At 55.2% G+C, this 26,552-nt stretch carries 15 protein-coding genes; 11 read left to right on the forward strand and 4 right to left on the reverse strand.

All coding sequences use genetic code 11. The features are described 5' to 3' along the window. Positions 1 to 3: 3 nt before the first annotated feature. Together feoB and K0H80_RS12865 are read right to left on the reverse strand one after the other, a co-directional pair. A complete protein-coding gene (feoB, locus tag K0H80_RS12860) occupies positions 4 to 2,298 on the reverse strand; it encodes a Fe(2+) transporter permease subunit FeoB (protein WP_220071828.1) in 2,295 nt (764 codons plus the stop codon). Continuing rightward, the gene (locus K0H80_RS12865; protein ID WP_011866315.1) at positions 2,291 to 2,530 is read right to left on the reverse strand and encodes a FeoA family protein; all 240 of its coding nucleotides are present in this window, start codon (positions 2,528 to 2,530) and stop codon (positions 2,291 to 2,293) included. The genes feoB and K0H80_RS12865 overlap by 8 nt, the downstream gene beginning before the upstream one ends. A 393-nt stretch (positions 2,531 to 2,923) precedes the next feature. On the opposite strand from K0H80_RS12865, the gene K0H80_RS12870 reads away from it, so the two are divergent. The 10 genes from K0H80_RS12870 to K0H80_RS12915 all read left to right on the forward strand — a co-directional run bounded on the left by K0H80_RS12870 (position 2,924) and on the right by K0H80_RS12915 (position 22,515). Then, positions 2,924 to 3,892 (forward strand): DmsE family decaheme c-type cytochrome, encoded by a 969-nt coding sequence (locus tag K0H80_RS12870; protein WP_220071829.1) that lies wholly within the window; start codon positions 2,924 to 2,926, stop codon positions 3,890 to 3,892. Between the two features lie 15 nt (positions 3,893 to 3,907). Continuing rightward, positions 3,908 to 6,019, forward strand: coding sequence for an MtrB/PioB family decaheme-associated outer membrane protein (locus K0H80_RS12875; protein ID WP_220071830.1), 2,112 nt, complete (start codon positions 3,908 to 3,910; stop codon positions 6,017 to 6,019). 37 nt (positions 6,020 to 6,056) lie between these two features. Next, positions 6,057 to 7,967 carry an OmcA/MtrC family decaheme c-type cytochrome gene (locus tag K0H80_RS12880; protein WP_220071831.1) on the forward strand — a complete coding sequence of 637 codons (1,911 nt, stop codon included), beginning with the start codon at positions 6,057 to 6,059 and terminating at the stop codon, positions 7,965 to 7,967. A gap of 75 nt (positions 7,968 to 8,042) precedes the next feature. Continuing rightward, on the forward strand, positions 8,043 to 10,190 hold the full coding sequence (locus K0H80_RS12885; RefSeq protein WP_220073981.1) for an OmcA/MtrC family decaheme c-type cytochrome: 2,148 nt from the start codon (positions 8,043 to 8,045) through the stop codon (positions 10,188 to 10,190). Positions 10,191 to 10,730: 540 nt separating this feature from the next. Further along, entirely contained in the window at positions 10,731 to 13,004 is a 2,274-nt protein-coding gene (locus K0H80_RS12890; RefSeq protein WP_220071832.1) for a multiheme c-type cytochrome, read from the forward strand. Positions 13,005 to 13,491: 487 nt separating this feature from the next. Continuing rightward, positions 13,492 to 15,669 (forward strand): OmcA/MtrC family decaheme c-type cytochrome, encoded by a 2,178-nt coding sequence (locus K0H80_RS12895; protein WP_220071833.1) that lies wholly within the window; start codon positions 13,492 to 13,494, stop codon positions 15,667 to 15,669. A 372-nt stretch (positions 15,670 to 16,041) separates the two neighbouring features. Then, complete coding sequence (locus tag K0H80_RS12900) at positions 16,042 to 18,012, forward strand: OmcA/MtrC family decaheme c-type cytochrome (protein WP_220071834.1); 1,971 nt, start codon at positions 16,042 to 16,044, stop codon at positions 18,010 to 18,012. Between the two features lie 81 nt (positions 18,013 to 18,093). Next, positions 18,094 to 19,083, forward strand: coding sequence for a DmsE family decaheme c-type cytochrome (locus tag K0H80_RS12905; RefSeq protein WP_220071835.1), 990 nt, complete (start codon positions 18,094 to 18,096; stop codon positions 19,081 to 19,083). Between the two features lie 12 nt (positions 19,084 to 19,095). Then, on the forward strand, positions 19,096 to 21,195 hold the full coding sequence (locus K0H80_RS12910) for an MtrB/PioB family decaheme-associated outer membrane protein (RefSeq protein WP_220071836.1): 2,100 nt from the start codon (positions 19,096 to 19,098) through the stop codon (positions 21,193 to 21,195). A 156-nt stretch (positions 21,196 to 21,351) separates the two neighbouring features. Continuing rightward, on the forward strand, positions 21,352 to 22,515 hold the full coding sequence (locus K0H80_RS12915; protein ID WP_220071837.1) for a sugar diacid recognition domain-containing protein: 1,164 nt from the start codon (positions 21,352 to 21,354) through the stop codon (positions 22,513 to 22,515). A 22-nt stretch (positions 22,516 to 22,537) separates the two neighbouring features. Here the strand turns inward: K0H80_RS12915 and K0H80_RS12920 are convergent, their stop codons facing one another. Together K0H80_RS12920 and K0H80_RS12925 are read right to left on the reverse strand one after the other, a co-directional pair. Further along, positions 22,538 to 24,232: an RluA family pseudouridine synthase gene (locus K0H80_RS12920; protein WP_220073982.1), complete on the reverse strand. Its 1,695-nt coding sequence runs from the start codon at positions 24,230 to 24,232 to the stop codon at positions 22,538 to 22,540. Between the two features lie 285 nt (positions 24,233 to 24,517). Continuing rightward, a complete protein-coding gene (locus K0H80_RS12925; protein WP_220071838.1) occupies positions 24,518 to 25,489 on the reverse strand; it encodes a TDT family transporter in 972 nt (323 codons plus the stop codon). A 110-nt stretch (positions 25,490 to 25,599) separates the two neighbouring features. Between K0H80_RS12925 and K0H80_RS12930 the strand changes: the two genes are divergently transcribed. Then, positions 25,600 to 26,502: a LysR substrate-binding domain-containing protein gene (locus tag K0H80_RS12930; protein ID WP_220071839.1), complete on the forward strand. Its 903-nt coding sequence runs from the start codon at positions 25,600 to 25,602 to the stop codon at positions 26,500 to 26,502. Positions 26,503 to 26,552 lie beyond the last annotated feature (50 nt).

A 26,552-nucleotide genomic window follows, 5' to 3' on the forward strand; every position in this document is an offset into this window, starting at 1 on the left:
AATCTACTCGGTCACCACATTGATCACCGGAATAATAGTCTGAGCACGCTGTCCCTTGCGCTTTAGCCAGAGGTAGAAGACCACCAGCGCGACCAGGAAGAAGGCGATCCACAGGCCAGACTGCAGCGGGTGCGCCGCAAAGGTCATCGCCTGATAGAAGACGGTCGCTGTGCCATAGGCCAGACCCAGGGTCCAGGTTGCTGCAAAGGTTGCCCAGCGAGGGCCAAACTCACCCACTAGAGCGCCCATGGCCGCCACACACGGCGTATAGAGCAGGATAAACAGCAGGTAGGCAAAGGCTGCCGTCACACCGCTGAAACCGCTCTGCAGCGCGCTGAAGGTCGAGGTATCTACGTCCAGCTCACTCGAAGCCGTCTCAATGGTCTGAATGTCACCTACAGAGATAGACAGCGGATCTTCAGGCGCGATGCCAAACAGGTTCTCAGGGATGGTCGCCAAGGCTTCGCTAAAGCTCTCAGACAGTGGCGCCAAGGCTTCATCTTCACCGCTCGCGGTCGAGTAGAGGCTGTTCAGAGTGCCGACTACGGCTTCTTTGGCGAAGATACCTGTGATGATACCCACGGTTGCTGGCCAATTATCCTGCTCTATGCCCATTGGCGAGAAGAGCGGGGTAACCTTCTGGCTCGCCACACTCAGCACAGACTCAGAGCTATCCTCGTGGCCGAAGCTGCCATCGACACCTATGGCGTTGATGAAGTTAAGCAGGGTTACCACGATAACAATTGTCTTACCCGCGCCCAGAATAAAGCTCTTGGTACGCTTGCCGGTTCTGGCCATCACCGCCTTAAGCTTCGGCTTCTCGTAGTTAGGTAGTTCCATCACCACGGCGCTGCTGCTGCCGGGAAGCAAGGTTGAACGTAACAATAAGCCCGTCCCTACCGCGGCTAATACGCCTATGATATAGAGCAGGAATACCAGGTTCTGACCCGACTCGGGGAAGAAGGCCGCCGCAAACAGGGCATAAACCGGCAGACGCGCACCACAAGACATGAAGGGTGCCATCATTCCTGTCACGATACGTTCACGCTCGCTGCCTAAGGTACGGGTCGCCATGATGGCAGGTACCGAGCAGCCGAAACCGACGATCATAGGCACAAACGCCTTACCCGGCAGACCGATACGACGCATCAGGCCATCGACCACGAAGGCGGCGCGTGCCATGTAACCTGAGCCTTCCAGCACCGAAAGCGCTAGGAAGAGCGCGGCGATCACTGGAATAAAGGTGGCTACGGTTTGGATACCCTGGCCCATACCGCCAGCAACTATGGTCACCAACCAGGCTGGGGCACCGATATTGCTCATCAGAGCGCCGAGATGATCGACAAACAGGGCGCCGGCCGTGATGTCGAAGAAGTCGATAAAGGCGCTACCGACATTGATACTGAACATAAACATCAGGTACATCACGAACAGGAATACCGGGACACCTGCGATGGGATGTAACACCAGCTTATCGAGACGGTCGCTCAGGGTAAGCTGATCGCTGTCTTTCACCGATTGGTTAAAAACCTGCTGCACGAAATCGAAACGTGTGGTGGCCACCATGATCTCGATATCCTTACCCTGGGCCGCTAAGCGCTCGGAGCACTGGGACACCTCAGACAGCATCTGACCATTCTTACACTGGCCACAGCCAAGACCGTTACCCATCATCGCCAGGGCGCGGCCACGACTCAGCTGGCTATCACGCTCAAACAGCGCCTTAATACCCGCCTCGATCTCAACATCGTAATCCAACACCAGAGGCGCCTCGGAAACCTTACCATCTAACAGGTCGACCACCTGGGCCTGTACCTGCTTGATATCATTCATATCGCGAGAGCAGACGGCGATCACTGGGCAGCCTAGCTGCTGACTCATCTTGTCGACATCGACCTCGATCCCATGGGCCTTGGCCGCGTCAATCTTATTGATCACTACCACCATAGGAATGCCAAGCTCACGCAGCTGCACCGTCAGATACAGGTGACGCTCTATGTTGGTGGCATCGACCAGGTTGATGATGCCATCCATCTGCGCCTCGGCCAGGTATTGCTGGGCAATCTGTTCGTCGAGAGAGCAATCGCAGCTGCTACCGGCGGGCAGCAGATCGTAAATTCCAGGCAGATCCGTCAGCAGCACCTGGGTATCGTTAAGGGTAAAGGCCCCTGTCTTCTTCTCTACCGTCACCCCAGACCAGTTACCCACCTGCTGGTTGGCACCGGTTAGCGCATTAAAGAGTGTTGACTTGCCCGCGTTAGGGTTACCAACGGTCACACAATGAAATTGTTTAGCCATGAGCCAGCTCCACCTCAATTACTTCAGCCAGGTCCTTACGCATGCATAACTTACTGCCACGAATGGCTAACTCTAATCCCGAGCCCAGTGGGGCGCGTCGTAACAGGGTCAGAGAGGTGTTGGGGGTGATCCCCATAGATAAAAGCTTGCGTTTCACCACCGCAGGCAGGCTAATCTGGCCAACCTCGGAGATCACTGCGCTATCGCCAGGCTTTAATTCGCTTAATTTCATATTGCAACTCTACCTTTTCAGGTCTCGATAAATCTGAACTACACCAGATTCTAACGGAGCAAGGCTTCCAATAACTTTATCTAGATCAATATTTATGATTGGAAACGATAATAATTTTCAATTGTATTTTATATTATGTGACAGATATCTCAATCAGTAAACGAGATTATCAAATGAGAACCATTTTCATTGGCGAGCAATTCTACGTCCCAACTCACGGGTGCAACGTGATCTAGCTCACATAAAGTGCTAATTCGCTCAAATACTTCATTTTTACCCATTATTTATCGCCACAAAATTTACACATTCGTCACAAATCTTGCCTATTATTTAGCTTTGGTAAATTAGTAATTCATAAAGATAACAACTAAACGCCACACTGTGCTTGGATGGATGATGATGAAAAAGGAATCGACTTGGCTGCGTGCCCTTAGGCTAACGGCCCTACTCGCGCTATACCCTCTCTTTAGTTTGCTCGCTCAGGCAACCCCCTGGGACGAGATGCCCGCCGAGGAGGTGGAGAAGATCCTCGATAGCAAATTCGCCGAAGGTCAATACTCCCCCAAGGGCGCCGATAGCTGCCTCATGTGCCATCGCAAGAACCAAACCGTCATGGCGCTATTTGACGGCGTGCATGGCAATCCCCAGGTAAAAGGCTCGCCCATGGCCGACCTGCAGTGCGAAGCCTGCCACGGCCCCATGGGCAAACATAATCGCGGCGGCAAGGAGCCTATGATCACCTTCGGCGCCAACTCACCCGTGCCAGCCGAGAAACAAAACAGCGTCTGCATGAGCTGCCATAACGACGACCAGCGTATGGGCTGGAGCGGCAATCATCACGACAATGCCGATGTTGCCTGTAGCGACTGCCATCAGGTGCACACTGGGCATGACCCCATTAGCGATAAGAGCCAGGAGGTCGCCGTCTGCACTACATGTCATACCCAACAAAAGGCCGACTTACACAAGCGCAGCAGCCACCCACTCAAGTGGCAGCAGATGGTTTGTAGCGACTGTCACAATCCCCACGGCGGTCTGGGCGAGGCCAGCCTGAAGCAGATGAGCATCAACGACAACTGCTACGCCTGCCATGCCGAGAAACGTGGGCCTAAGCTGTGGGAGCATGCACCGGTCACCGACAACTGCGCCAACTGTCATAATCCCCACGGCACGGTCAACGAGGCCATGTTGATCGCCAAGCCCCCTCAGCTTTGCCAGCAGTGCCACGCCAGCGACGGTCACGCCGCTAATCCGGTATTTGCCAACAGCCCTAATGCCTTCAACGGCGGCCAAAGCTGCCTCAACTGCCACAACCAGGTGCATGGCTCTAACCATCCATCGGGCAAACTACTGCAACGTTAATGAGGGAGCATAGCGATGAACAGACTTAAAGGGACTCAAACACGCGCTTGGCCACTCAGCCTGCTGACCCTCTCAATCCTCAGCAGCCTGGCATCGGCCCAGGGCTACGATCTATCCTCCGCCAATCGCAGCAAGGTGAAGATGGATGCCTGGAAATGCCAACGCTGTGAGGTCAAAGATGCAACCACTGGCGAGATAGGCGTCGGCGTCGCCTATAACGACGGCGGCGATAGCCGTTTTGGTAACACCACGGGCACAGACACAGATGGTGCCGTGGCGAGCCTAGAGGCAGATCTAACCCACAAGAAAGCCTCTGGCTACCAGACCCAATTTAAGGCAGACCGCCTAGGCTATGACGCCGGCTCGGCCAGCCTAACCACAGGGCGCAAGGGTCAGTACGAGATTGCCGCCAGCTATCGAGGCTTTGCCCGCTTCGACAATAACGCGGCGCTAACCCCCTATCGACTAACGGCCGCTAGTTGGCAGCTCCCCAGCCAATGGCAGAGCGCCGCCACAACCGATCAGATGAGCAGCCTAAACGATAGCCTTATGGCGAGTGAGCTTAAGATCACCCGTGACCGCTACCGTCTCGACGCAGCCTATACCGGCAGCTTCTACGAGGCAAGCCTCGGCTATCAACATGAGCAACGGCAGGGCAATCGCCGCGCCAGCGCCAATCTGCTCACCAACAGCACCATGCTGGCCGAGCGCGTCGACGACAAGAGCGATCGCATCGAAGGCAAACTCTACTTTCGTGGCGATCAGTGGCTGACTGGCATAGATGCCGAGCTCAGTCATTACAAGAACGATATCAATGCCCTGCACTGGCAATCGGCCTTCAGCCCCACCTTCGGCGCCGCCTATTATGGCCAGAGCGCTGTAGCGCCCGATAACAAGGCCTATCGCGTCGCGGCCCACAGCCAATTCTCCGCCCCGGGTCAGCAGGTGCTGATGCATCTGGGTTTTAGCCGCATGACCCAAGATCAGGCGTATCTGCCGGCCACCATCAACGGCCCTTCCCCCATGCTGCCTGCGACCAATCTCGACGGCCAGGTAGATCTGCTGGAGATGAAGCTTAAGTATCTCGGGCGTCTCACCCCAGAGCTCAGCCTTAGGGCCGGCTACGATTATCGCGATCGCGACAACAAGTCTGAGATAATGAGTTACCCGCAGATCATTACCGACAGCTACTACAGCGGCGATAAGGTTAATCAGGCCTATGACCGAACCCGTCAACAGGCGAATCTGGGAGCCAAGTACCGCTTTACCCGCAGCCTCTATCTGGATCTGCAATACCAGTATGAGCACAACAACTACAACGCCCTCGACCGCGACAGCCTGCAGACATCAGATGTTACGGCCAAGCTCCACTATCGGCTCTCCTCCCAATGGCAGGCCTGGCTCAAGGCCGAGTTTGAGGATCGCGGCGGCAGCGAATATCTGGGATCGAGCGTCAGCAATCGCCCCAACAACCAGCTGTTAAGGCGCAGCTATCTGGCCGATCGTGAGCGCCAGCGCTATGGCCTCTACACCAGCTTTAGCGGCGAGGCACTCAGCGCCACGCTCAACCTGCACCTGATGCAGGATGACTACACAGACACCCAGATAGGCCTGCCCCAAGTCGATAGCCAGGGTTATGATCTCTCCGCCAACTATGCCCTGAATGAGCAGATTAACCTCAGCGCCTTCGTCAATCAGGATTGGCGCGACAGCGATCAGGCGGGCAGCAACAACTTCGGTAGTCCCAACTGGTTTGCCACCACCAAGGATAAGGCGACCCTTATCGGTGCCGGGTTCGATTACAACGCCCTGATGGAGAACCGTCTGCGACTAGGCCTCAACTACAGCTATAGCGACGGCCAGAGCGACACAGAGGTCAGCCAGGGTCTGCACAGCCCATACGGCAGCTATTACGCCACCCGGCACAATCTCAACGCCTTCGCCGACTTTAATCTCAGCGAGAGCCTGGGGCTGCGGCTGGATTGGATCTTCGAGCAATACCAAGACGCCGACTGGGCCAACGACAACCTGATGCCAGACAGCATCCCCAACGTGTTGACCTTCGGTGACCTCAGCCATGATTACAACGCCCACTACTTTGGAGTGACCCTGAGTTACCAGCTGTAACTCAGGCGCCCCCTATGCCAAGGAAGCGATGATGAAGATGAACAAAACTTTCCATTATGCCGCCCTGTTTGGGCTAGTTTCGCTACTCTCCGCCTGTGGCGGCGATGATGGTAAACCCGGTAATCCTGGCGAGCCCGGCGGCCCACCAGCCATGGTGATCGACACCTTAGTGGTCAGCTTCGATCCCGTGCAGATGCAATCAGGCGTTGCCACGGTGAACTACCGCGTCACCAATCAGGATGACGAACCTGTAGTAGGGATCCCAAGCGCCACCTTTATTGCCGCTCAGCTGCTGCCCCAGGGCTACACCAATGCGGGCAACGCCTCCCAATGGCAATACTTCACCTCGGAGAGCTGCAACGACAGCTGCCCTGGGGAGTATGTGGATCTTAAGAATGGCCGCTACAGCTACACCTTTAGCGCCGCCTTCGACGGCTTGAACGATGTCGGCTACCAGGCCGGCGCCACCCAGCGCATAGTGGTTAAGCTAGGCGGCGACAGCCTGGCCGACGGCACCAGCCTGCCCATCACCAACCAGCACTTCGACTGGCAGGGTGACAAAGACGGCGCCAGCAGCGATCCGGTTTACACACGTAACCTGATCAAGATAGAAACCTGCAACAGCTGTCACAGCGATCTGGCCTTTCATCGCGGTAACTATAACCAGATTGAGACCTGCGTGACCTGTCACAATGCCGATCGCGTCAGCAATCCAGATAACATCTTTCCGCAGATGATCCACGGCAAACATCTGACCGGCTTCCCCGGCTCGCTGGCAAACTGCCAGACCTGTCATGCCGAAGATGAGACCCTAAGCGAGCAGATGAACTGGGCACGGGTACCCACCATGGAGGCCTGTGGCGCCTGTCATACCTATATCGACTTCAAGAAGGGTGAAGGCCATCCGGCGCAGCTCAACAACGCCAACTGCGTCGCCTGTCACAACCCGGATTGGACCGCCAGCGTCCACAACGACGGCGGCAACGCCCAGGCATTGGCACAATTTAAGCCAGTGATCACCAAAGCGATGCGCAGCGGCGATACCGTCTCATTCACCCTAACGCTGGAAAATCCTGCGACGGGTCAACCCTACACAGCCAGCGCCGACCAACTCGATTTCGTCTCCGACCTTCGCGTCTACGCCAACTGGGGCACCAGCTTCGACTATGCCACCCGCTCGGCGCGCTCCATACGTGTGCATGAAACCGCGCCTATCTCCGGCAGCAACGGCAGCTTCGACTATCAGATAGCCGGGCTGACGGTCCCCGCTGGTAGCGAGATGGATAAAGGCACGCTAGCGATTCAAGGCAGAGTCTGCGCCGCCAACGGCGTACTGGGCGCCTGTAGTGATGAGGCCAACAGCGAAGTGGTGATCAAATCCAGCCATCGTTTCTTCGCCACAGAGGCCTTAAGCGATAGCGGCCGCCGCGTAGTGGTCAGCAACGACACCTGCGGTAGCTGCCACGGGGATCAACAGCTGAATTTCCACGGTTCGCGCAACGATCTTGAGGGTCAGTGTCAGCTATGTCACAACCCCAACATGCAGGCCGAGGCTGCGGACAATCCGTCCCTCACCACGGCGGACTTCAAGCATCTTATCCACGGCATTCATAGCGGCCAGCGCGTCGGTTTCGAAGGGATCAACTACCCGGGCAACATAGGTAACTGCGCCCAGTGTCACGCCGACAGAGATGGCGTGCTCTCGGTCGCCCTGCCGCTGGATCCCGGTGTGAAACCGCTGGCCATAGACGATGGCAGCTATACCAGCCCGACGGCCGCCATCTGTAGCGACTGCCACAGCAGCGAGACCAACAAGAACCATATGATCCAGCAAGGCGCAGTATTCAGCGGCACCCTGTCCGATGCCACCGCAGGCACCGAGAGCTGCAGCACCTGTCACCGACAAGGCGCCGATGCCGATGTGCTGAGCGTGCATCCCATCAAATAAACCGGACAAGGCGCCAGGCCACTGGCGCCGATTCGACAACGCATTGAGAGATTGACTGAAATGGAAGGCACTATGATGGATATGAAGAAGAAGGTGAATCAATGGAGCCTCATCGCCCTGAGTTGCAGCGCGCTGCTACTGGGCTGTGGTAGCGACGGTAAGGATGGTAAAGACGGCCCCGACGGGGTAATAGGGGTCAGCATCACTGATACCCCAAGCGTGATGGCCCAGTTTACCCAGGCATCGGTAGAAGATGGCCAGGTCAGCGTGACCTTTAAACTGGAAAATGCCAACGGCGTGGCCGTACTCGGCCTGACCAAAGACTATGATCTCAGATTCGGCATCGCCCAGCTGGCCCAGGTAACAGAGACGATTGATGGCCAAAGCTTCGATCGCGGCTACCAGTGGCAGGCCTACATCAACAGCCTAAGACAACCGGGGTCATTGCCAGATGACACCTCAGGCCTTAACCCCTCGCCTCAATATCAGGCCAATGTCGAGGCGGCCAGTGCCTGCGAAGACTGCCTGACAGATAACCTCGATGGCAGCTACACCTATAAATTTCAGCAAAACATCGCCAATGTCACAGAGCCTTTGGCCATCACCTACAATGGCGATAACACCCACAGGGTCACCCTGGAGCTGAAGCTACCCCAGGCGACCGCCAACGCCCACCATGACTGGCAGCCCTCTTCGGGGTCGACCGACGGCATTCAAACCCGTAATGTAGTGAGTAAGGAGACCTGCCTTAACTGCCACCAGGAGGAGAGCCTAGCCCTGCACGGTGGCCGCCGCATCAGCCTCGAGAATTGCGCCAGCTGTCATACCGCGACCTCAGGCGATCCCGAGAGCGGCAACAGCATCGAATTTACCTATCTGATCCATGCCATCCACAAGGGTCAGGACAGGGTCACCAGCACGCCTGAAGGGATTGTACCCGCCCCCTATAAGATAGTGGGCTTTGGCGGCAGCCTGCACGACTATGGCAAGGTGATGTTCCCGCAGAAGCCAGCAGCCAACTGCGCCGCCTGTCACAAAGAGGGCGACGGCGCCCCAAGCGACGCCGCCCTGTTTAAGGCAGATAACTCCAGCGTCGCCTGTATCAGCTGTCACACCGAGAAACCATCGCAGAATCACTCAAGCACCAACTGCGTCGCCTGCCACAACGCCACGGATACCTATCCGGGCACAGGCAACGCCGAGAAGCGCCATGGCGACGTGCTAAAGGCCTACTCGCTGGCCCAGGCCATGGGCGTCAGTTTCAGCAACATAGGCCTGGATGGCGACGGCAAGCTGAAATTTGATCTCCAGGTAACCGACTCTGCCGGTAATCCGGTAGCCAGCGAATTTATCGAGCTTGGCACCCGCGTCGTGGTCGCCTGGGATGTGGACAAGGACTACCCGGCCTACACGGATGCCTCATACAGCAATCGTCGCTTCAGACTGTCCCAAGGCACCTATGACGATGCCAACAAGACCTTCACCATAGTGGCCAGCAGCTTCGACATGCCAATGGATGCAGCGGGCAAGACCTTCGAGCTCTGGTCTGCCATTGAGGTCTGCTTCAACCACGGCGGCTATGGCGTTGCCGATGTGGTGATGACCGCCTGTAGCGATGATACCCGCTCGGTAGCCGTTAAAGAGGCGCCCTATCGCTTCGTCTGGTCCGGCACAGGCGTTGCCGAAGATGGCCAGGTGGCCATGCGCCGCACCATCGTCGATACCAGCAAGTGTCAGACCTGTCACAACCAGGAGAATCACCATTACAACAATGGTTATAACTGTCAGACCTGTCATACCTCAGACAAGACTACCAGCGGCGACGACAGCTATCCGGGCGGACGTCGCCCCACCAGCTTCGCCTTTAAGGCCCACGAGGCAGAGGGTCACTATCTCAAGTATGCCGGCGTGCAGTCGGGCACAGTGCTCAAGACAGACTGCCTCACCTGTCATACCGATGATGGCATCACACTTGGCCGCGCAAGCGATCGCGTCTGGCGCTATGGCGATACCACCACAGGCATCGATATCTGGGTCTCATCCGATGCCGGCGCCTGCCTGAGTTGCCACCAGAAATACCTTAAGGATTCTGGTGCGGCCCATATCCAGGCCAACGGCGGTATCTTAGACGGTATGGACGCAGACGATGTGCGCGCCCGGGCGGCAGAGACCTGCGCCACCTGCCATACGCCGACTCAGCTGTTAGGCATTCACCTAGAGTAGCATCGCTACTATAAAAGATGGTGAGCGAAACACTGGATAAAAGGAGGCTGCAGCCTCCTTTTTTATCGCCCTACACCTATGCATGCCATCAATGCATAACGCCATATGCCGCGCCACTCAGTCGCATATTTCACAAAATAATAACATCAGGCCCACAAACCCGGGAATTTCATCGGCAAAATGGATCGGTTTCCCAGCGCCTATGCTTGCGTTAGATCAAAACTGCGGTGAAAAAATCCCCTGCCGATTAAGCTTTATTTAAGAAAAGGCTTATTTTTAGGCCTCCCAAGAGAAAACGCCCCTACTCGATATTTGTAAGCCACTGTAAAACAATAGATTTAACAAGTTTATCAATTTCCACCAAGCTTAATGGATCCGCTTCACGTTTGCGCCAAGTGGGCCGTTGCACCTACCCCCTTTTAAGTAATATGGCCCCTAAGGTGCCGCCAAGTTGTTGAGGCAATAGCAATAACTCTGGCCACCTTGTTCATACCAAAAAAGAAAAAATTGAGATCACTCTCATTCTCATGCAGGGGAAAAATGATGAAACGGTATTCAATCAGTACCGCAGTCAAAGCAGCATTCGGTGTCGGAGCCTTGTCTCTGGCGCTGGTCGGCTGTGGCGGCAGCGATGGAAAAGATGGTGAAGATGGCAAGCCTGGTGAAATCGCGGTCGATATCAACAGCGCGACTGCGGTCCAAACAAAGATAGAAAGCGCCAGCTATGACGCGGCGGCCAAGACCCTAAGCTTCGAATTTAGCCTGACCAATCCTAATGGCGTCGCCGTCACAGGATTAGAGGCGCTCACCGACCCACTACGCATCGCCTTCGGTCGTATGGGCACACGCAGCGAGGCATTCACACCCTACAGCCTGGAAGATGGCACCCAGGTCACCGGCCGCGCCGATGGCGACGAGGAGATCTGGCTCTCTTACCGCAACGCCAGCAAGAACGGCGTACCTATGACGGGCACCAACAACTGGCGTCCAACTCGTGACTGCCCGGAAGGACTGAGCTGCCTGAGCTACCTAGGCGAAGGCCGTTATAGGGTTACGGCGCCAGAGATCATAGACACCAATGGCCTGGACTACGACTATGATGCCAACCGTATCAATGGTATCTACCTGATCACCTATGGTGTGGGACAGAACAAGCTAAAGAATGTCGAAGCCTACTACTGGGATCCTTTGACCGAGCAGTCAGTCTCTTCGCCTAAGAAAGTGCTGGAGATGGATACCTGTATCAGCTGTCACGTAGGTCAGGATCATATCCGCCACGGCAACTATGGTAATACCGCCGACGGCTGTGGTTTCTGCCACACAGACTATACACAGTACAGCGGCTCAGGTATCGATGGCGAAGGCAACACGGTCGAATTTAACTTTGATGGCTCCATCAAGGGACTGGTTCACGCCGTGCACACAGGCATCACAGAGGGTGATCGCCGCGAGCTGGCCAAGTTCAACTCGGTTATCGCCAATGCCAACAACCCAGCCTTTACCTATGAGTTTGATGGTGCGGCGCTCGATAGCGAAGGCAATCCTAAGGCCGAGCTTAACTTCCCGGCCTCGACAGCCAACTGTCAAAGCTGTCACGTAAGCTACACCACCACAGAAGAAACGCTGCCCGAAGGCCTGACCGCTCACGCCCTCGCCTGGTTTGGCGATAAAGATGTGACCAGCTGTCAGAGCTGTCATGGCGAATACCACAAGGGCAGCAGCCTGGTGGCGCCGGGTGAAGATGGCGCAACCATGGTAGGTTGTGTCACCTGTCACAGCAGCCAAGATGGCATTACCCGCGGCGGCGCCTTCCGTCACTTCGCCGGCCACGAGCAGGCCAGCAGCCAGGCCGCGTCACAGGCCGGTATCTTAGTCGGTGCAAGCTACAGCCAAATCGCCTGGGATGAAACCAGCGCGACCTTAAGCTTTACCCTTAACCTGAATAAGGGTGAAGAGGCGGTTACCAGCCTACATGTACCGCGCGTTACCGTGTACGTTAACGCCGTCGATGCGGTTAAACCTGACGCCTACCTGGCGGCGCGCACCAGTGGTAGTGCAACCGCGAATCCTGATGGCAGCTATACCGTGACCGTCGATGCGTCTAAGCCTAACTATGGCCTACCTTCACTGGCCGAGGTTATTGCCAATGGGGCCGATCTGGCGATCACCTCAAGCTTTAGCACCTGCTTTAAGAACAAGTCTTCCACCTTGGTTGAACTTGACGGCGAAGGCAACTGCGCCGGCGTGTTAAGCGCCAACGCGGCTAAGACAGAGTTCGTTAAGCTTGATGGAACACCAGGTGCAGTGCGTGCCAGCGCCGTGGACTATGACAACTGCGCAAGCTGTCACAACAACGACATGGTGGCCCGTAAGGGTGCGGCGCACTACCGCAACGCCGACGTACACACCTGTGCCCAGTGTCACGAAGCCGGTGACTACAACAGCCTAGTGGTGCGCGTTCACGGCACCTTCGGTAAGGCCCATGGCCGCGCCGATGTGCATCAACTGGTCAGCAGCGCCAACTGCTCTGCCTGTCACAGCGATCTCAACTTCGGTCTAGAGAATGCACGCTCAACACCGATGCGCTGGAACAAGGGCGATGCCAGCTACTCCAGCCCACAGGCCGGTGTGTGCGCCTCTTGCCACGTCTCATCGAGCTACGAGATCGGCGGTGGTAAAGATGCGGCCAAGTCTCACATCGAGAGTATGGGCGGCGTCGTTGCCGGCAGCTATGAAGCGGCCATGCTAAACAGCGAGTCGTGCCTCACCTGCCACAGCGCAGAGAAGGTCGCCGAGCTGCACAAGCAAAACTAAAACAGACGCCACTGTTTTAAAGACCCATTTAAAATAAGCTAAGAGTGTCAGGCCATGCCTGGCGCTCTTTTTTTATCGCCGCTTTCTGTTCCACTTTCGCTCCCATCTGCCGCAAGACCACGGGTGCGCATGGAGCAAACTCAAAGAAACACAGGGTCTACATACCCCCAAAGGCGCCACATTTTCGGCTACAGCAAATTAACAGGATGTGATTTAACTGGCTGACTTTCTTAAGTGAAAATGAAAATTTCACCAAAAATGCATTTTTTTACCTACCTCTAAAGAAATAGTCAGATCTCAATCACATAAGCAGACTGAAACACCTGCTAAAAAGTTGCCATTTCGATAGCCTTAGAGGTGGAAATTAATTCCACACACTAAGCGGGTGTTTTCAGTAGACAAAACAAATACTGTTCTCAATTTCAGTGCTTGTTTTTATTGAAGAACAATCAATTAGTGATGATTAAAACTATTGCAGGGAATAATCATGATGAAAAAGTTCAATGTTAATGCAGCGACAAAAGCTGTATTAGGTGCCGGACTTCTCTCTCTCGCCTTATCCGGTTGCGGCAGCGACGGTAAAGATGGCGAAGATGGTAAGGACGGCGTCATTGGTGTCAACATCGACACTACACCTACCCTTCAGGCAACCTTTACCAATGCGACAATCGACGCAGGTAAAGTCACGGTCGACTTCAAGCTTCAAGATGCAAACGGCGTTGCCGTACTTGGGCTCACCAAAGACCACGACCTGAGATTTGGTGTCGCGCAGCTGACCCATGTGGTTGAAACCAAAGCTGATGGCGAAACCGCCGATCGCGGCTTCCAATGGCAGGCCTACATCAATAGCGAGAAAGCGCCTAACCCAGACTGGGTACCTGAGGGCGATACCGACATCAATCCGTCTAACCAGTTCCAAGCCAACGTAGAGCAGGCCGCCAAGTGCGACGACTGCTTGGTCGACAACGAAGATGGTAGCTACACCTATACCTTCCAGACCAACATTGCCAACGTCACCTCACCTGTCACTGTGACCTATGACGCCGATGCGACTCAGCGTATTACGCTCGAACTGGAACAACCTAGCGTTACGGCTAACGCCAACTATGATTTTCAACCTTCTAGTGGCGCGACCGAAGGCATTCAAACCCGCAACGTGGTTGCTATCGAAACCTGTTACACCTGTCACCAGCCAGAGAGTCTGGCGCTGCACGGTGGCCGTCGTATCAACATCGAAAACTGCGCCTCTTGCCACACCGCCACCTCTGGCGATCCAGAAACCGGCAACAGCGTCGACTTCACTTACATGATCCACGCCATTCACCGTGGTGAAGAACGTCACACCTATGATGCCGACGGCAACCAGGTGCCAGCACCTTACAAGGTGATCGGCTATGGCGGCGGCGTACATGACTACGGCAAGGTGATGTTCCCACAAAAACCAGCGGCCGATTGTAGCGCCTGTCACGTCGAGGGCAGCAATGCACCGGCAAATGCCGACCTTTACAAGGCAGACTTGAGCAACACAGCCTGTATCGCCTGTCACAGCGAGAAACCATCTTCTCACCACAGCAGCACAGACTGTATGGCCTGTCACAACAGCACCGAACCATACGGCGGCACAGGTAGCGCCTTCAAGCGTCATGGCGACGTACTGAAAGCCTACCAAGATGCCGAGGCGATGAGCGTTAAGTTCAGCAACATAGGTGTTGATGCTAATGGTAAGTTCGTCTTCGACGTACAGGTACTGGGTGCCGATGGCGCCGCCCTGGATGGCGAGCTATTAGATCCAAAATCTCGTGTGGTTGTGGCCTGGGATATCGACAAAGACTTCCCTGCCTACAGCGATGCCTCTTATAGCAATCGTCGTATCGCCCTAGAAGAAGGGGTTTACAACGCCGAGACTAAGACTTACACCCTAACCGGTACTAAGTTTGATCTACCTGCCGATGCCAACGGCAAGACCTTCGAGCTCTGGTCAGCGCTGAAAGTCTGCTTTAACAACGGTGGCTATGGCGTTGCCGAGATTAAGCCTACCGCCTGTGCGACCGAAGGCGTACGTAAGGTAGAAGCTAAACAAGAAGCGATGCACTTCGTCTGGAAAGATGGCGCCATCGACGACAGCGCAACACCTGCCGAGCGTCGTGACATCATTGACCCAACCAAGTGTCAGGGCTGTCACAACCAGGAAAACCATCACTACAACAATGGTTACAACTGTCAGACTTGCCATACCTCTGACAAGACCACTAAGGCTAACGCCAGCGAGCAGTATCCAAATGCGAAGAAACCAACCAGCTACGCCTACAAGGCGCACGAAGCTGAGGGTCACTTCCTCAAGTATGCTGGCGTAGGTTCTAGCACTGTTGTGAAAACCGACTGTATGACCTGTCACACAGACGGCGGTATCGAACTGGGCCGCGCTCCTGAACGTACATGGCGCTATGGCAACCTGCTAACAGGTGAAGACATCTGGGTATCTTCCGATGCAGGTGCTTGTATGAGCTGTCACCAGAAATACCTGAGCGATGCAGCCAAGTCTCACATCGAGACCAACGGCGGTATCTTAGACGGTGTTGATGCCGATGACGTACGTACTCGCGCAGCAGAAACCTGTAAGACCTGTCACACACCTGAAAAGGTGATGGAACTGCACGGTCACTAGTAGGTTTGACCCACTAACTCTCAAGGTTAGTGGGTCGACATCTACCTAGAAGGGAGGCACTCGCCTCCCTTTGTTTTTACTGTAGAACAGTGAACGCTAAAATAAGAACAAAAATCGCAAAACTGTTTCATTTTGCAACATTTTTTCGCCCAATCCGCCCCATTCTCCGCCCGTCGGGCTACCCCTTTAGAAATAGAAAGATCTCGGTCACACATTAGACTCAGTCAGGCAGATTTTAGCCGCTTGTTACGTTAGCATTTCCTTGGGGATTTCTATTTCCAGCATTGACTTAGGTCGCACAACTTATAACTGAGAACCGGCGCAATCAATGGCCATGCACTTAAGACGATGCCAAACCTATGCAGGGAAAAAATGATGAACGTACAAAATAATAAATTTAAGCTGCTACTCGCAGCAGGTGCCGTCTCCATGGCTCTCACTGGTTGTGGTGGCAGCGACGGTAGTGATGGTAATCCTGGCAATCCAGGCGGCCCAGCAGCCGATGCCATTGAAGTACTTCACCTTGATGTCACCAAGGTTGAATACGACAACGGCACACCCACAATCACAGTCTTTGCGACCAACCAGGAAGATCTTCCTGTTATCGGTCTGAAAGATCTTGAAGTGAAAAAAGTGGTTCAGCTACTGCCACAAGGCGCGACCGGTGCAGGTAATGCCGCCGAATGGCAATATATCGGCTCACAAAAAGCCTTCACCGACCACAAGAATGGTAACTACACCTTCACCATCGAAGTGGAAGGCTACAACTCAGAACTGACCCAAAGATACAATATCGTCGCCAAGGCCTCGACACTGCTCGACGGCGTCACCCTGGTGCCGCAAACCGAGATCGCCGAAGACTTCTCTGGCGAAGGTTATGAGCCACTCTACACCAAGAATGTGGTCTCAACCGCCAGCTGTAACAGCTGTCACGCCGAAGGACAGAAGATCTACCACAGCTACACCAGCGTAGAGACCTGTGTCTCTTGTCACACCCAAGAGATGGCTGATGAGAAAGGTAAGCCACAAGTTGCCTTTAACCATCTGATCCACAACGTCCATAACGACGCTAAGATGTATGGCCGCAACATGGACCAGAGCGCCGAAACTGCGCACCACATTGTCCAGGACAACTGCCAAGCCTGTCACGTTCAGTCTGACGAGCTCACCGAGTGGGGCAACTGGTCACGTATTCCAACCATGGAAACCTGTACTAGCTGTCACGTCAACATCGACTTTAAGGCGGGTAAAGGCCACTCTCAGCAAAATGACAACAGCAACTGTGTTGCCTGTCATAACGCGAGCTGGACTGCCGAGCTGCACACCCAAGCTGGCAACGACAAGAAAGCCCTTATCGACCAATACGGCCTGAATGTTGAGTCAACCATCAACACCGAAGGCACTGCAGCCACCATCAGTGTTCAAGTGGTCGATGCCAGCGGCGCCGCCGTTGATATCAACACCATTCTACCTATGGTACAGCGCTTCGAGATCGTGACTAACGTAGGTCCTAACAATGTGACCCTAGGTTATGGCGGTAAAGACTCTATCAACGCCGTGAAGAATGGCGTGGTCGATGCCAAGGCTCTAGTCGAAGATGGCAAACTGGTTTACACCACTAGCAAAGATCTTAAGCTAGGTGCCAACGGTATCGACAGCGAGACCGCCTTTACCTTCGTTGGCTGGGCAATGTGCTCAGACAAGGGTGAGTTCGTCAACTGTGACGATCCTGCCTTCGACGGTAGCGACACCGACAAGTACACCGGCATGAAAGCCGACCTTGCCTTCGCCGCACTAGCAGACAAGGCGCCAAGCATGCGTCACGTCGACTCAGTGAACTTCACCGCCTGTGCCTCTTGTCACACCACAGAGTTTGAAGTGCACAAGGGTAGCCACCATGCAGGTTTCGTCCTGTCTGAGCAGCTCTCTCACGCGAAAGACGCCAACGACATGCCTATCATAGGTGTCGACGCCTGTGTGGCCTGTCACACTCCTGACGGCACATACGCTGGCGGCGCGAACAAGGGTGCCCTGGAGATGAAGCTGCACGTGGTACACGGCGAGCAAGGCATCATCAAAGATTGTGCCCAGTGTCACAACGACTTCAACCTGGACGCCTTCAAGGCTAAAGGTGCCCTGGCAACTGCTGCTGGCCAATACAGCACACCTATCGCCGCGACTTGTACTTCTTGTCACACCAGCGATAGCGTCAAGGCCCACGCCGAAAGCCAAGGTGCCATCATCAATGGTGCTAAAGATGTCGCTAACGATGCGGCGCAGCTAGAAACTTGTTTCTTCTGCCACGCACCTGTTATCGAAGATCACACTGCGGTGAAGATGTAATTTGCGCATCTCAAATTGAAAACCGGGGGAGTCACCTCCCCCACTTTTCACGACTCATTTGTGCAAATTAGGATGCCTATTATGAAAATCACAAATCAATTCAAAAGCCTGTTTCCGGCGGTGATGGCAGCGGCACTGCTGTCGCTGGGCATAAGCCAGGGCGCGGTAGCGTCCAAGTGGGATGCCAAGATGACCCCGGACGAGGTGGAAGCCACCCTGGACAAGAAGTTCGCCGAAGGCCAATACTCGCCTAAGGGCGCCGACTCTTGTCTCATGTGTCACGGCAAGTCTGAAAAGGTCATGGACCTGTTCAAGGGCGTACACGGCGCTGCCGACTCGAGCAAGAGCCCGATGGCCGGCCTGCAATGTGAAGCCTGCCACGGCCCTATGGGTAAGCATAACCGCGGCGGTAACGAGCCGATGATCGCCTTCGGTCCCGACTCTACCCTATCTGCCGAGAAGCAAAACAGTGTCTGTATGAGCTGTCACAAAGATGACAAGCGCATGGCCTGGAACGGCGGTCACCATGACAACGCCGATGTTGCCTGTGCCTCTTGTCACTCGGTGCACACAGATAAAGATCCTGTGCTCTCTAAGAACACAGAGATGGAAGTCTGTACCAGCTGTCACACCAAGCAAAAAGCCGACATGAACAAGCGCTCTTCTCACCCGATGAAGTGGGCGCAGATGGTCTGTAGCGATTGCCACAATCCACACGGTACCCTGTCGGACTCGGACCTGGTCAAGCCCAGCGTTAACGAAACCTGCTATTCGTGCCACGCAGAAAAACGCGGCCCAAAGCTATGGGAACATGCGCCCGTAACTGAAAACTGCGTTACCTGTCACAACCCGCACGGCAGTGTTAACGAGGGCATGTTGAAGACCCGCGCCCCGCAACTTTGCCAGCAGTGCCACGCTAGCGATGGCCATGCCAGCAATGCTTACATGGGCAACACTGACCAAGGTTCTACCGTGGGTGGCAATGCCTTTACCGGTGGTCGCAGCTGTCTGAACTGTCACAACCAGATCCATGGTTCTAACCATCCATCTGGCAAACTGTTCCAGCGCTAAGGAGACGAGAAGATGAAATTCAAACTCAATGTAGTCACCCTCGCCCTTATCGCTAATGCCGGTATCGTCATTCCCGGCATGGCGCTGGCCGACGGCTATGGCATTCAAAACGCCAACACAGAAAAGGTGAAGTTCGATAACTGGGACTGTAAGCGCTGTAAGATTGAGACAGGCGTCACTGGCACTATCGGTGCCGGCGTCGGTTACAACGACAGCGACGACATCCGCTCAGCCAACGCCTTTGCCGCCGAAAATGAATTTGTCGGCAAGGTCGACGCCGATGTGAGCTACATCAGCGAGTCTGGCTACCGTGCCAGCATAGAGGCGCAAAATCTCGGCATGGAAAACGGCCGCCTGGATCTCGAGTCTGGCAAGGTAGGTCAGCACAAGCTGAGCCTCAACTACCGTCAGATCGCCACCTACAAGACCGATAAGGCGATGAGTCCTTATCAAGGCGTAGGCGGCGACAACCTAACCCTGCCAGACAACTGGCAGACGGCGGGTTCGAGCCAGGATATGAGCGAGCTATACAGCAGCCTCAACCCACTGGAGCTGTCGCTCAAGCGCAAGCGCGCCGGCATCGGCTTCGAGTATCAGGGTGAAGAACTGTGGAGCACCTACGTCAACTACCAGCGTGAAGATAAGACCGGCCTTAAGCAGGCATCGGGCAGCTTCTTCAATCAGTCTATGATGCTCGCAGAGCCTGTGGACTACACCACAGACACAGTTGAGGCGGGTATCAAGCTTAAAGGCGACAATTGGTTTACCGCCCTGGCCTACTCAGGCTCGAGCTTTAAGAACCAGTACAGCCAGCTCACCTTCGACAACGCCTTTAACCCGACCTTCGGCGCCCAGACTCAGGGCACCATGGCCTTAGATCCAGACAACGAGGCACACACAGTCTCGCTGATGGGCCAATACACGGCGGGCAGCACCATCATGAGCGGCCGCGTACATTACGGTCAGATGAGCCAGGATCAGGCGCTGGTTACCTCAGGTTATGGTTACCAGACACCTGTGGATGCGCTGGATGCCAAGGTCGACATGAAGGGCGCTAACCTCAAGGTGGTGTCTCGCATCAACCGCACGGTTCGCGTTAACGCCAGCTATGACTATAGCGACCGCGATAACAAGACCAATGTGGAAGAGTGGACCCAGATCAGCATCAACTCCACCACAGGCAAGGTGGCCTACAACACCCCTTATGACTTCACGACACAAAGGGCTAAGTTGGGCGCCGATTTCCGTCTAAGCCGTGGCATGAAGCTGGAAGCGGGTTATGATTTCCGCCGCGACGAGCGTAGCTACCAGGACCGCGAAACCACAGATGAGAACACGCTATGGACCAAGTTCCACCTCAGCGCGTTCGACAACTGGGATATGTGGATCAAGGGCAGCTATGGCGAGCGTGATGGCTCCGAATATCAGGCCTCAGAGTGGACTTCGAGCGAGTCTAACAGCCTGCTGCGCAAGTACAATCTGGCGGATCGTCAGCGCACCATGGTTGAGGCACGTATCAGCCACACGCCAATCGATGCCCTGACCATAGACTTCGGTGGCCGTTATGCCCTGGATGACTACAACGACACCCAGATAGGTCTGACCGAGTCGAAAGATGTCAGCTACGACATCAACGCCAGCTACCTAATCAACGACGACATGATGGTGAATGCCTTCTACAATCGTCAAAACATAGACTCAGAGCAGGCAGGCAGCAGCAACTACAGCACGCCTAACTGGTTTGGTCTGGTGGAAGATCAGGTCGATGTGATCGGCGCCGGGTTCAGCTACAACAATCTGTTAGAGAAGAAACTACGCCTGGGCGTGGACTACACCTACTCAGATTCGAGCAGCAACACCCAGGTGAAACAGGGTCTCAGCGGCGACTATGGTGATTACTATGCCAAGGTCCATAACGTCAATGTCTACGGTCAATACCAGGCCACAGACAATATGGCACTGCGTCTTGACTACAAGATGGAGAAATACAAGGACAATGATCCAGGTAATAGCATAGCGCCAGACGGGATCTGGAACGTGGTCGGCTTTGGCTACAACAGCCATGACTACAACGCTCACCTGATCATGCTGAGCATGAGCTACAAGCTGTAATTACCGTGCATTTATAGCTAGCTAAAAACCCGCGCCCGTCGCGGGTTTTTTATGCTCCATCGTTAATGACCATCTCGCAAAAACAGCCTCCCAGGCTTTTTCCCGTCGGGCTTTTGCCGTAAGCTCAACACACCACCTCCAAGATGACGCAGCGCCTTGTACTTTCTCGATAATCAACTCGCCCAGCAGATAGTGGATCGCACCATGGCGATCATAGGACACAACATCAATGTGATGAACAGCCAGGGGGTGATCCTCGGCTCGGGCGAGCCCCACCGCATCGGCTCCACCCATGAGGGCGCCCTACTGGCCATCAGTCAGAACCGCACCGTCGAGCTCAACAGCGCCAGCGCCGCCAGCCTGCAGGGGGTCAAGCCCGGCATCAACCTGCCGCTGCATTATCAGGGAGAGATCATCGGCGTCATCGGCATCACGGGAGAACCCGAACACCTCAAGGCCTTCGGTGAGCTGCTGAAGATGACCGCCGAGATGATCGTCGAGCAGGCCAACTCACTGGATGTGGCCCAGTGGCGCGCCCGTCAGCAGGAGGAGTTTATTCTGCAGCTGATAAAACCCGAGGGGCGGGACCTCAATCACCTGAAGATCTGGGCCCAACGCCTGGATATCGATCTCGAGATGCCAAGGGTCGCAGCAGTGCTGCGTATCAGCGACGACGCCGGCGACGAGCTGGCCAACTCCCAGCTCAAGACGGTGCTGCATCTGTTAGAGACGCCGTCCCGCGGCAACCTGATCGCCATGACCTCCATGACAGAGCTGGTGATCCTCAAACCCGCCTTCCTCGATGGCAAGGCCTGGAGCGCCGAGGCCGAGAGCCTGCGTATCGACCGTCTGCTCAAGCGTCTGCCCAGTGATCTAAACGCCAGGCTCAAGATCGCCCTGGGCCACTATTTTCCCGCCACCATGGATATCAACCGCTCCTATCAGACGGCGCTGGAAACCCTTAATTTTGGCCAGCAGCTACACCCAGAGCAGAGTAAGTACCTGTATGAAGATCATGCCCTGCTGGTGATGCTCTCTGGGCTTAAACATGACTGGCGCGGCGAGCAGCTGCTGAGGCCGTTTCAGCGCCTCATCGACAGGGACAAAAACGCTCTGCTGCGCAAGACGCTGGCCAGCTATCTGGGCCATTTCGGCGACCAGCAGGCCTGCGCCAAGGCGCTGTTTATCCACCGCAACACCCTGAGGTATCGCCTGGATAAGATCGCCCAGATCACTAAGGTGGATATTCAAAAACTCGACGGCCTGCTACAGCTCTACCTGGGCCAGGTGCTGCTAAGCCGCGGCCATGACCAAGGTTAAGTGATGACTATGGCAAACAGGCCTAGAAATCGGGATCGCAGCTAAAGCTTACCCGCTCGCCGCTGATGGGATGGTTAAAGGCCAGATACTGGGCGTGCAGATGTAGGCGGTTAGCCTTAGCCCCGTAGAGATCATCGCCTATGATGGGCATGCCCAGGCCATCCTGGTGGGCACAGTGCACCCTGAGCTGATGGGTACGTCCCGTCTTAGGAAACAGTGACAGCAAGGTCGTCCCCTCGCCTCTGGATTTTACCTGCCAATAGGTATGGGCGTGTTTACCGTGCTCGAAACACACCAGCTGACGCGGCCTGTCGTCGAGATCTACCCGCAGCGGCAGCTTGATCTCGCCCTCTTCCCCCTGCACCTCACCTGCTACCCTAGCAAGATAACGCTTCTCCACTGTGCGGCCGATAAACTGCTGCACCAATGCGGTATTAGCCTCACTGCTCAGGGCGATCACCATCAGGCCTGAGGTGGACATATCCAGGCGGTGAACGATCAGCGGCCCGGTCGCCTTGGGAAAGGCCTGGCGCATACGGCTATAGACGCTGTCGGTTACATGCTTACCCGGCACAGAGAGAAACTCCGCCGGTTTGTTCACCACGGCGATCGCCTCATCCTGATAGATAATGGAGAGATCTTTGCCCTCGGCGGGATTGTTCAGCAGTGGGTTGTCATCCAGCGCTATGCCGCTCAGCATATGGGCCAAAATCGGCTCACACTTGCCGTGACAGGCGCCATAGAACTGCTTATGCTGCTTCACCTCCGACTTGGGCGATGCTCCCCACCAGAACTCCGCCATGGCGACGGGCTTGAGGCCATTGGCGAAAGCAAACTGCAACAGCTTAGGCGCGGCGCATTCTCCCGCACCAGCAGGAGGTAATCCTTTTGGCGACAGGCTTTTAGTTGAGAGGCTAAATAGGGTGTTGAGATCTTTGACCTCCCCCGCCTGATTCAAGAAGCGATACTGGGCAAACAGCTTGCGCTGCAGCGCGTTGGACTGAGCGGCCCGCTGCTGCTTAAGCGCCTCAATCTCATCTTGAAGCGCGCTTAGGCGATGCTCGCGCTCGGCTATCTGGCTATCCCACTGCTCATTTAACTGCCTTAGCCTGTGCTTCTCGGCCACGCTCTCGCGGCCAAGTTGTTGCTGCAAATCCTCGAAAGCCTGGGCATCTAGCGGCTCGCCGGCCACACGTCTGGCCTTACGCGCCTTACGGTTCTCGATGATCTCTGCCCGCAGCTCGGCCACCGCCGCGGCTTTATCAGCGTTTAATGTGTTTAGCTCATCACTAAGCGATGCCAGTTCTGGCGCCTGCTGCAGCAATTCAAGCTTGACGGTTAACTGATTGATGGTCAGCTGCTCGCCATGAAAGAAGCTGTCCTGGGTCAGCATGTCAAATACCGGCGGCACGAAGCCCGGCAGCAGATTCTGCTCGGCTAACTTGCCGGAAAACGCCTTGAGGTAGCCAAGCTCGCCATCAGCCTTTTGCACCACCAGCACGCCAAACATCTTACCTATGGCCCCTTCGCGCTGCCCCGTCAGGCCAAAGTTATGTTGCCAACTCTGTTGCTGCTCTAAATGCTCTTGCAGCTCGCTGGCCGCCAGCTCACACAGCCTGTGGGGTTCATAATAGAAGGGAAAGGTAAACCGCTCAGGCAGCGCTATGCCCTCAATTGAGGCGCTAAAGGGGGTAAAACATTGCTGGGCACTGTACATGGCGTCTGACATCTTGAGTAAATAGGCGATAAGCGGGCCCATTTGGCATTAGGGCCCTTACTGAAAGCGGGGATTTTACGCGCTCACGCCGGTGAAGTCATGGGGCTGACGTAATAATTTGCACTATAAGGAGAAAGGCGGCCAGGTTTGTATTCTTGCTATACAGGTTAGCGAAAGGCAATTGAGAGCTGAAACCAAGGCATCCTTGCCAATAATGCATATCGCCATTGCCCTATAGACAGGACGCGATACTAGCCTATCCGTAACACTAGGCTATCCGTGACACTAAGCCGTCCGTGACACTAGGCGCGGCTGTATCAGGAGGCTGTTGATGTAACGCAGCGCAACATAGACCACCACAACTGTGGCCACCACCAACTCCAGCGCCGCGAGGTCTCTCACCTGCTGCACATACTCGGCTTCTAGCCCCTCTACCACCATCCAGTTGGCCATCTTAAACAGCGCCGTGCTGCCTATCACCATGGGGAAGGTAAACGCCGCATAGCCAGGACTAAAGGGCAGCCTGAGGAGCTTATAAAACGCAAGGTAGATGATGGCTGTCATCAACACCGCGATACCAAATAACAGGGCGATGATCACCGGCGATGGCGTCACTGTCACCGTTAGATAGCCAGCCAGAGACAGGCTAGCCGGCGCCGCCAGAATCGCCAACGTAGGCTTGGCCGCATCGGGCACCTCATAGGTGAACATGAGGCGATAGATCATCATGGGCAGCATCACGGCATAGGCCAACATGCCGAAGACCAGAGTGCCCTGGGCAATAGTCGCAAGCACAGGATTGCCGGAGAAGGACACATCCGCGACCACTATGCCCACCGGCGGCACGAACCAGCTGGGCACCATGTGGTGCAGCTCAAAATCCTTCGCCCTGTGATAGATAAAGCTCACCAGGAAGACGATATGCAGCGCTACAGCCGCGAGCCACAGGGCGTCGCCCGCAACCGGAAAGAATTGCCCCAATGAGTTAGACACCACCATGGTCGCCATCGCGAAGGTAGGCACCACACTGCCGACGACCGGGTGGGCGAGATCTTGCCTTAAAAGATGGTTATGAAAGAAAAACTTAACGCTCAAGACGGCTAACAAGACGCTGGCCAGGGCGGCGCCAGCCCACTGACCATAGCCATGGAGCTCAGTGAAGTTTTCCCAACACCAACCCAGGCTTGCAATGCCTAGCGCCAAGCCCGCCATCGGTGTGGGGACGCCCATTACTGCCTTTTTCGTTTTATGAATCATCACGGTCTCAATCAAGTTTCTTGCTGTGAAGCGATAATACTCTTGCCTTTCGTTTCGTTATATCTAATTATTTATAACTAACGTTCAGAATAACTAAACGCGCATCATCTATGGCCAGCCACATCTCGCTCAAGCAACTCAAGGTCTTTAGCACCCTCACCCAACACAAGACCCTAACGGCCGCGGCCGACAGCCTGTTTCTCTCTAAGGCGGCGGTGAGTATGGCGCTGTCGGAGTTGGAGAAGCAGCTCGGCCACCACCTATTTGACCGGGTGAACAACCGTCTCATCCTCAATCAGGAGGGACACAAGTTGCAGCCCTTGGCCGATGAGCTCTTACACAGAGCCGACGATATCGAGCAGCTGTTTAACGATGAACAGTCACTCTCGGGTCAGCTGCGTATCGGTGCCAGCGATACCCTGGGCAATCAGGTGGCCCCCTATCTGCTGAGTGACTTTCGCCGCTATACCCAGCACGAATTGCAGAGCCTGTTTATCTCTAACTCGACACAGATCTGCGACATGCTGATCGCCTACGAGCTGGATATTGCGCTGATCGAGGGTAAGATCCAGCACCCAGAACTCGACGCTACCCCCTTCAGCTCAGATGAGATGTGCGTGATCTGCCCGCCAGATCATTCCCTGCCAGCAGGTAGCGACATCCCCTTGCATCAACTCGAGGCCAGTCACTGGATCCTGCGCGAGGCCGGCTCAGGCTCCCGGGAATTTTTCCTGCGCGTGGTCGCCCCGAGGCTAGAGCAATGGCATGAAGCCTTTCAGCTCAACAACACAGAGGCGCTGATCAACTCAGTCTCGGCCGGCCTTGGCCTCGCCTGCCTGTCACGCCTGTCCGCCGAACCGGCGATCCGCGACGGTCGGGTCAAGGTGATTAGCCTGCCGCTAAACATGAAGCGCCGCTTCTGGTTGCTGGTCCACAAGGAGAAGTACTTAAGCCCACTGCTGAAAACCTTTATCGCCTTCTGTCATGACTGGGAGCGGGAACATCAGCTGTAGGGTGACAGTTCACGCCAATAATAAGAGGATATTGGCAAGCTTGTTTTGAT

It is taken from the genome of Shewanella aegiceratis (assembly GCF_019457495.1).
GTDB lineage: Bacteria > Pseudomonadota > Gammaproteobacteria > Enterobacterales > Shewanellaceae > Shewanella > Shewanella loihica.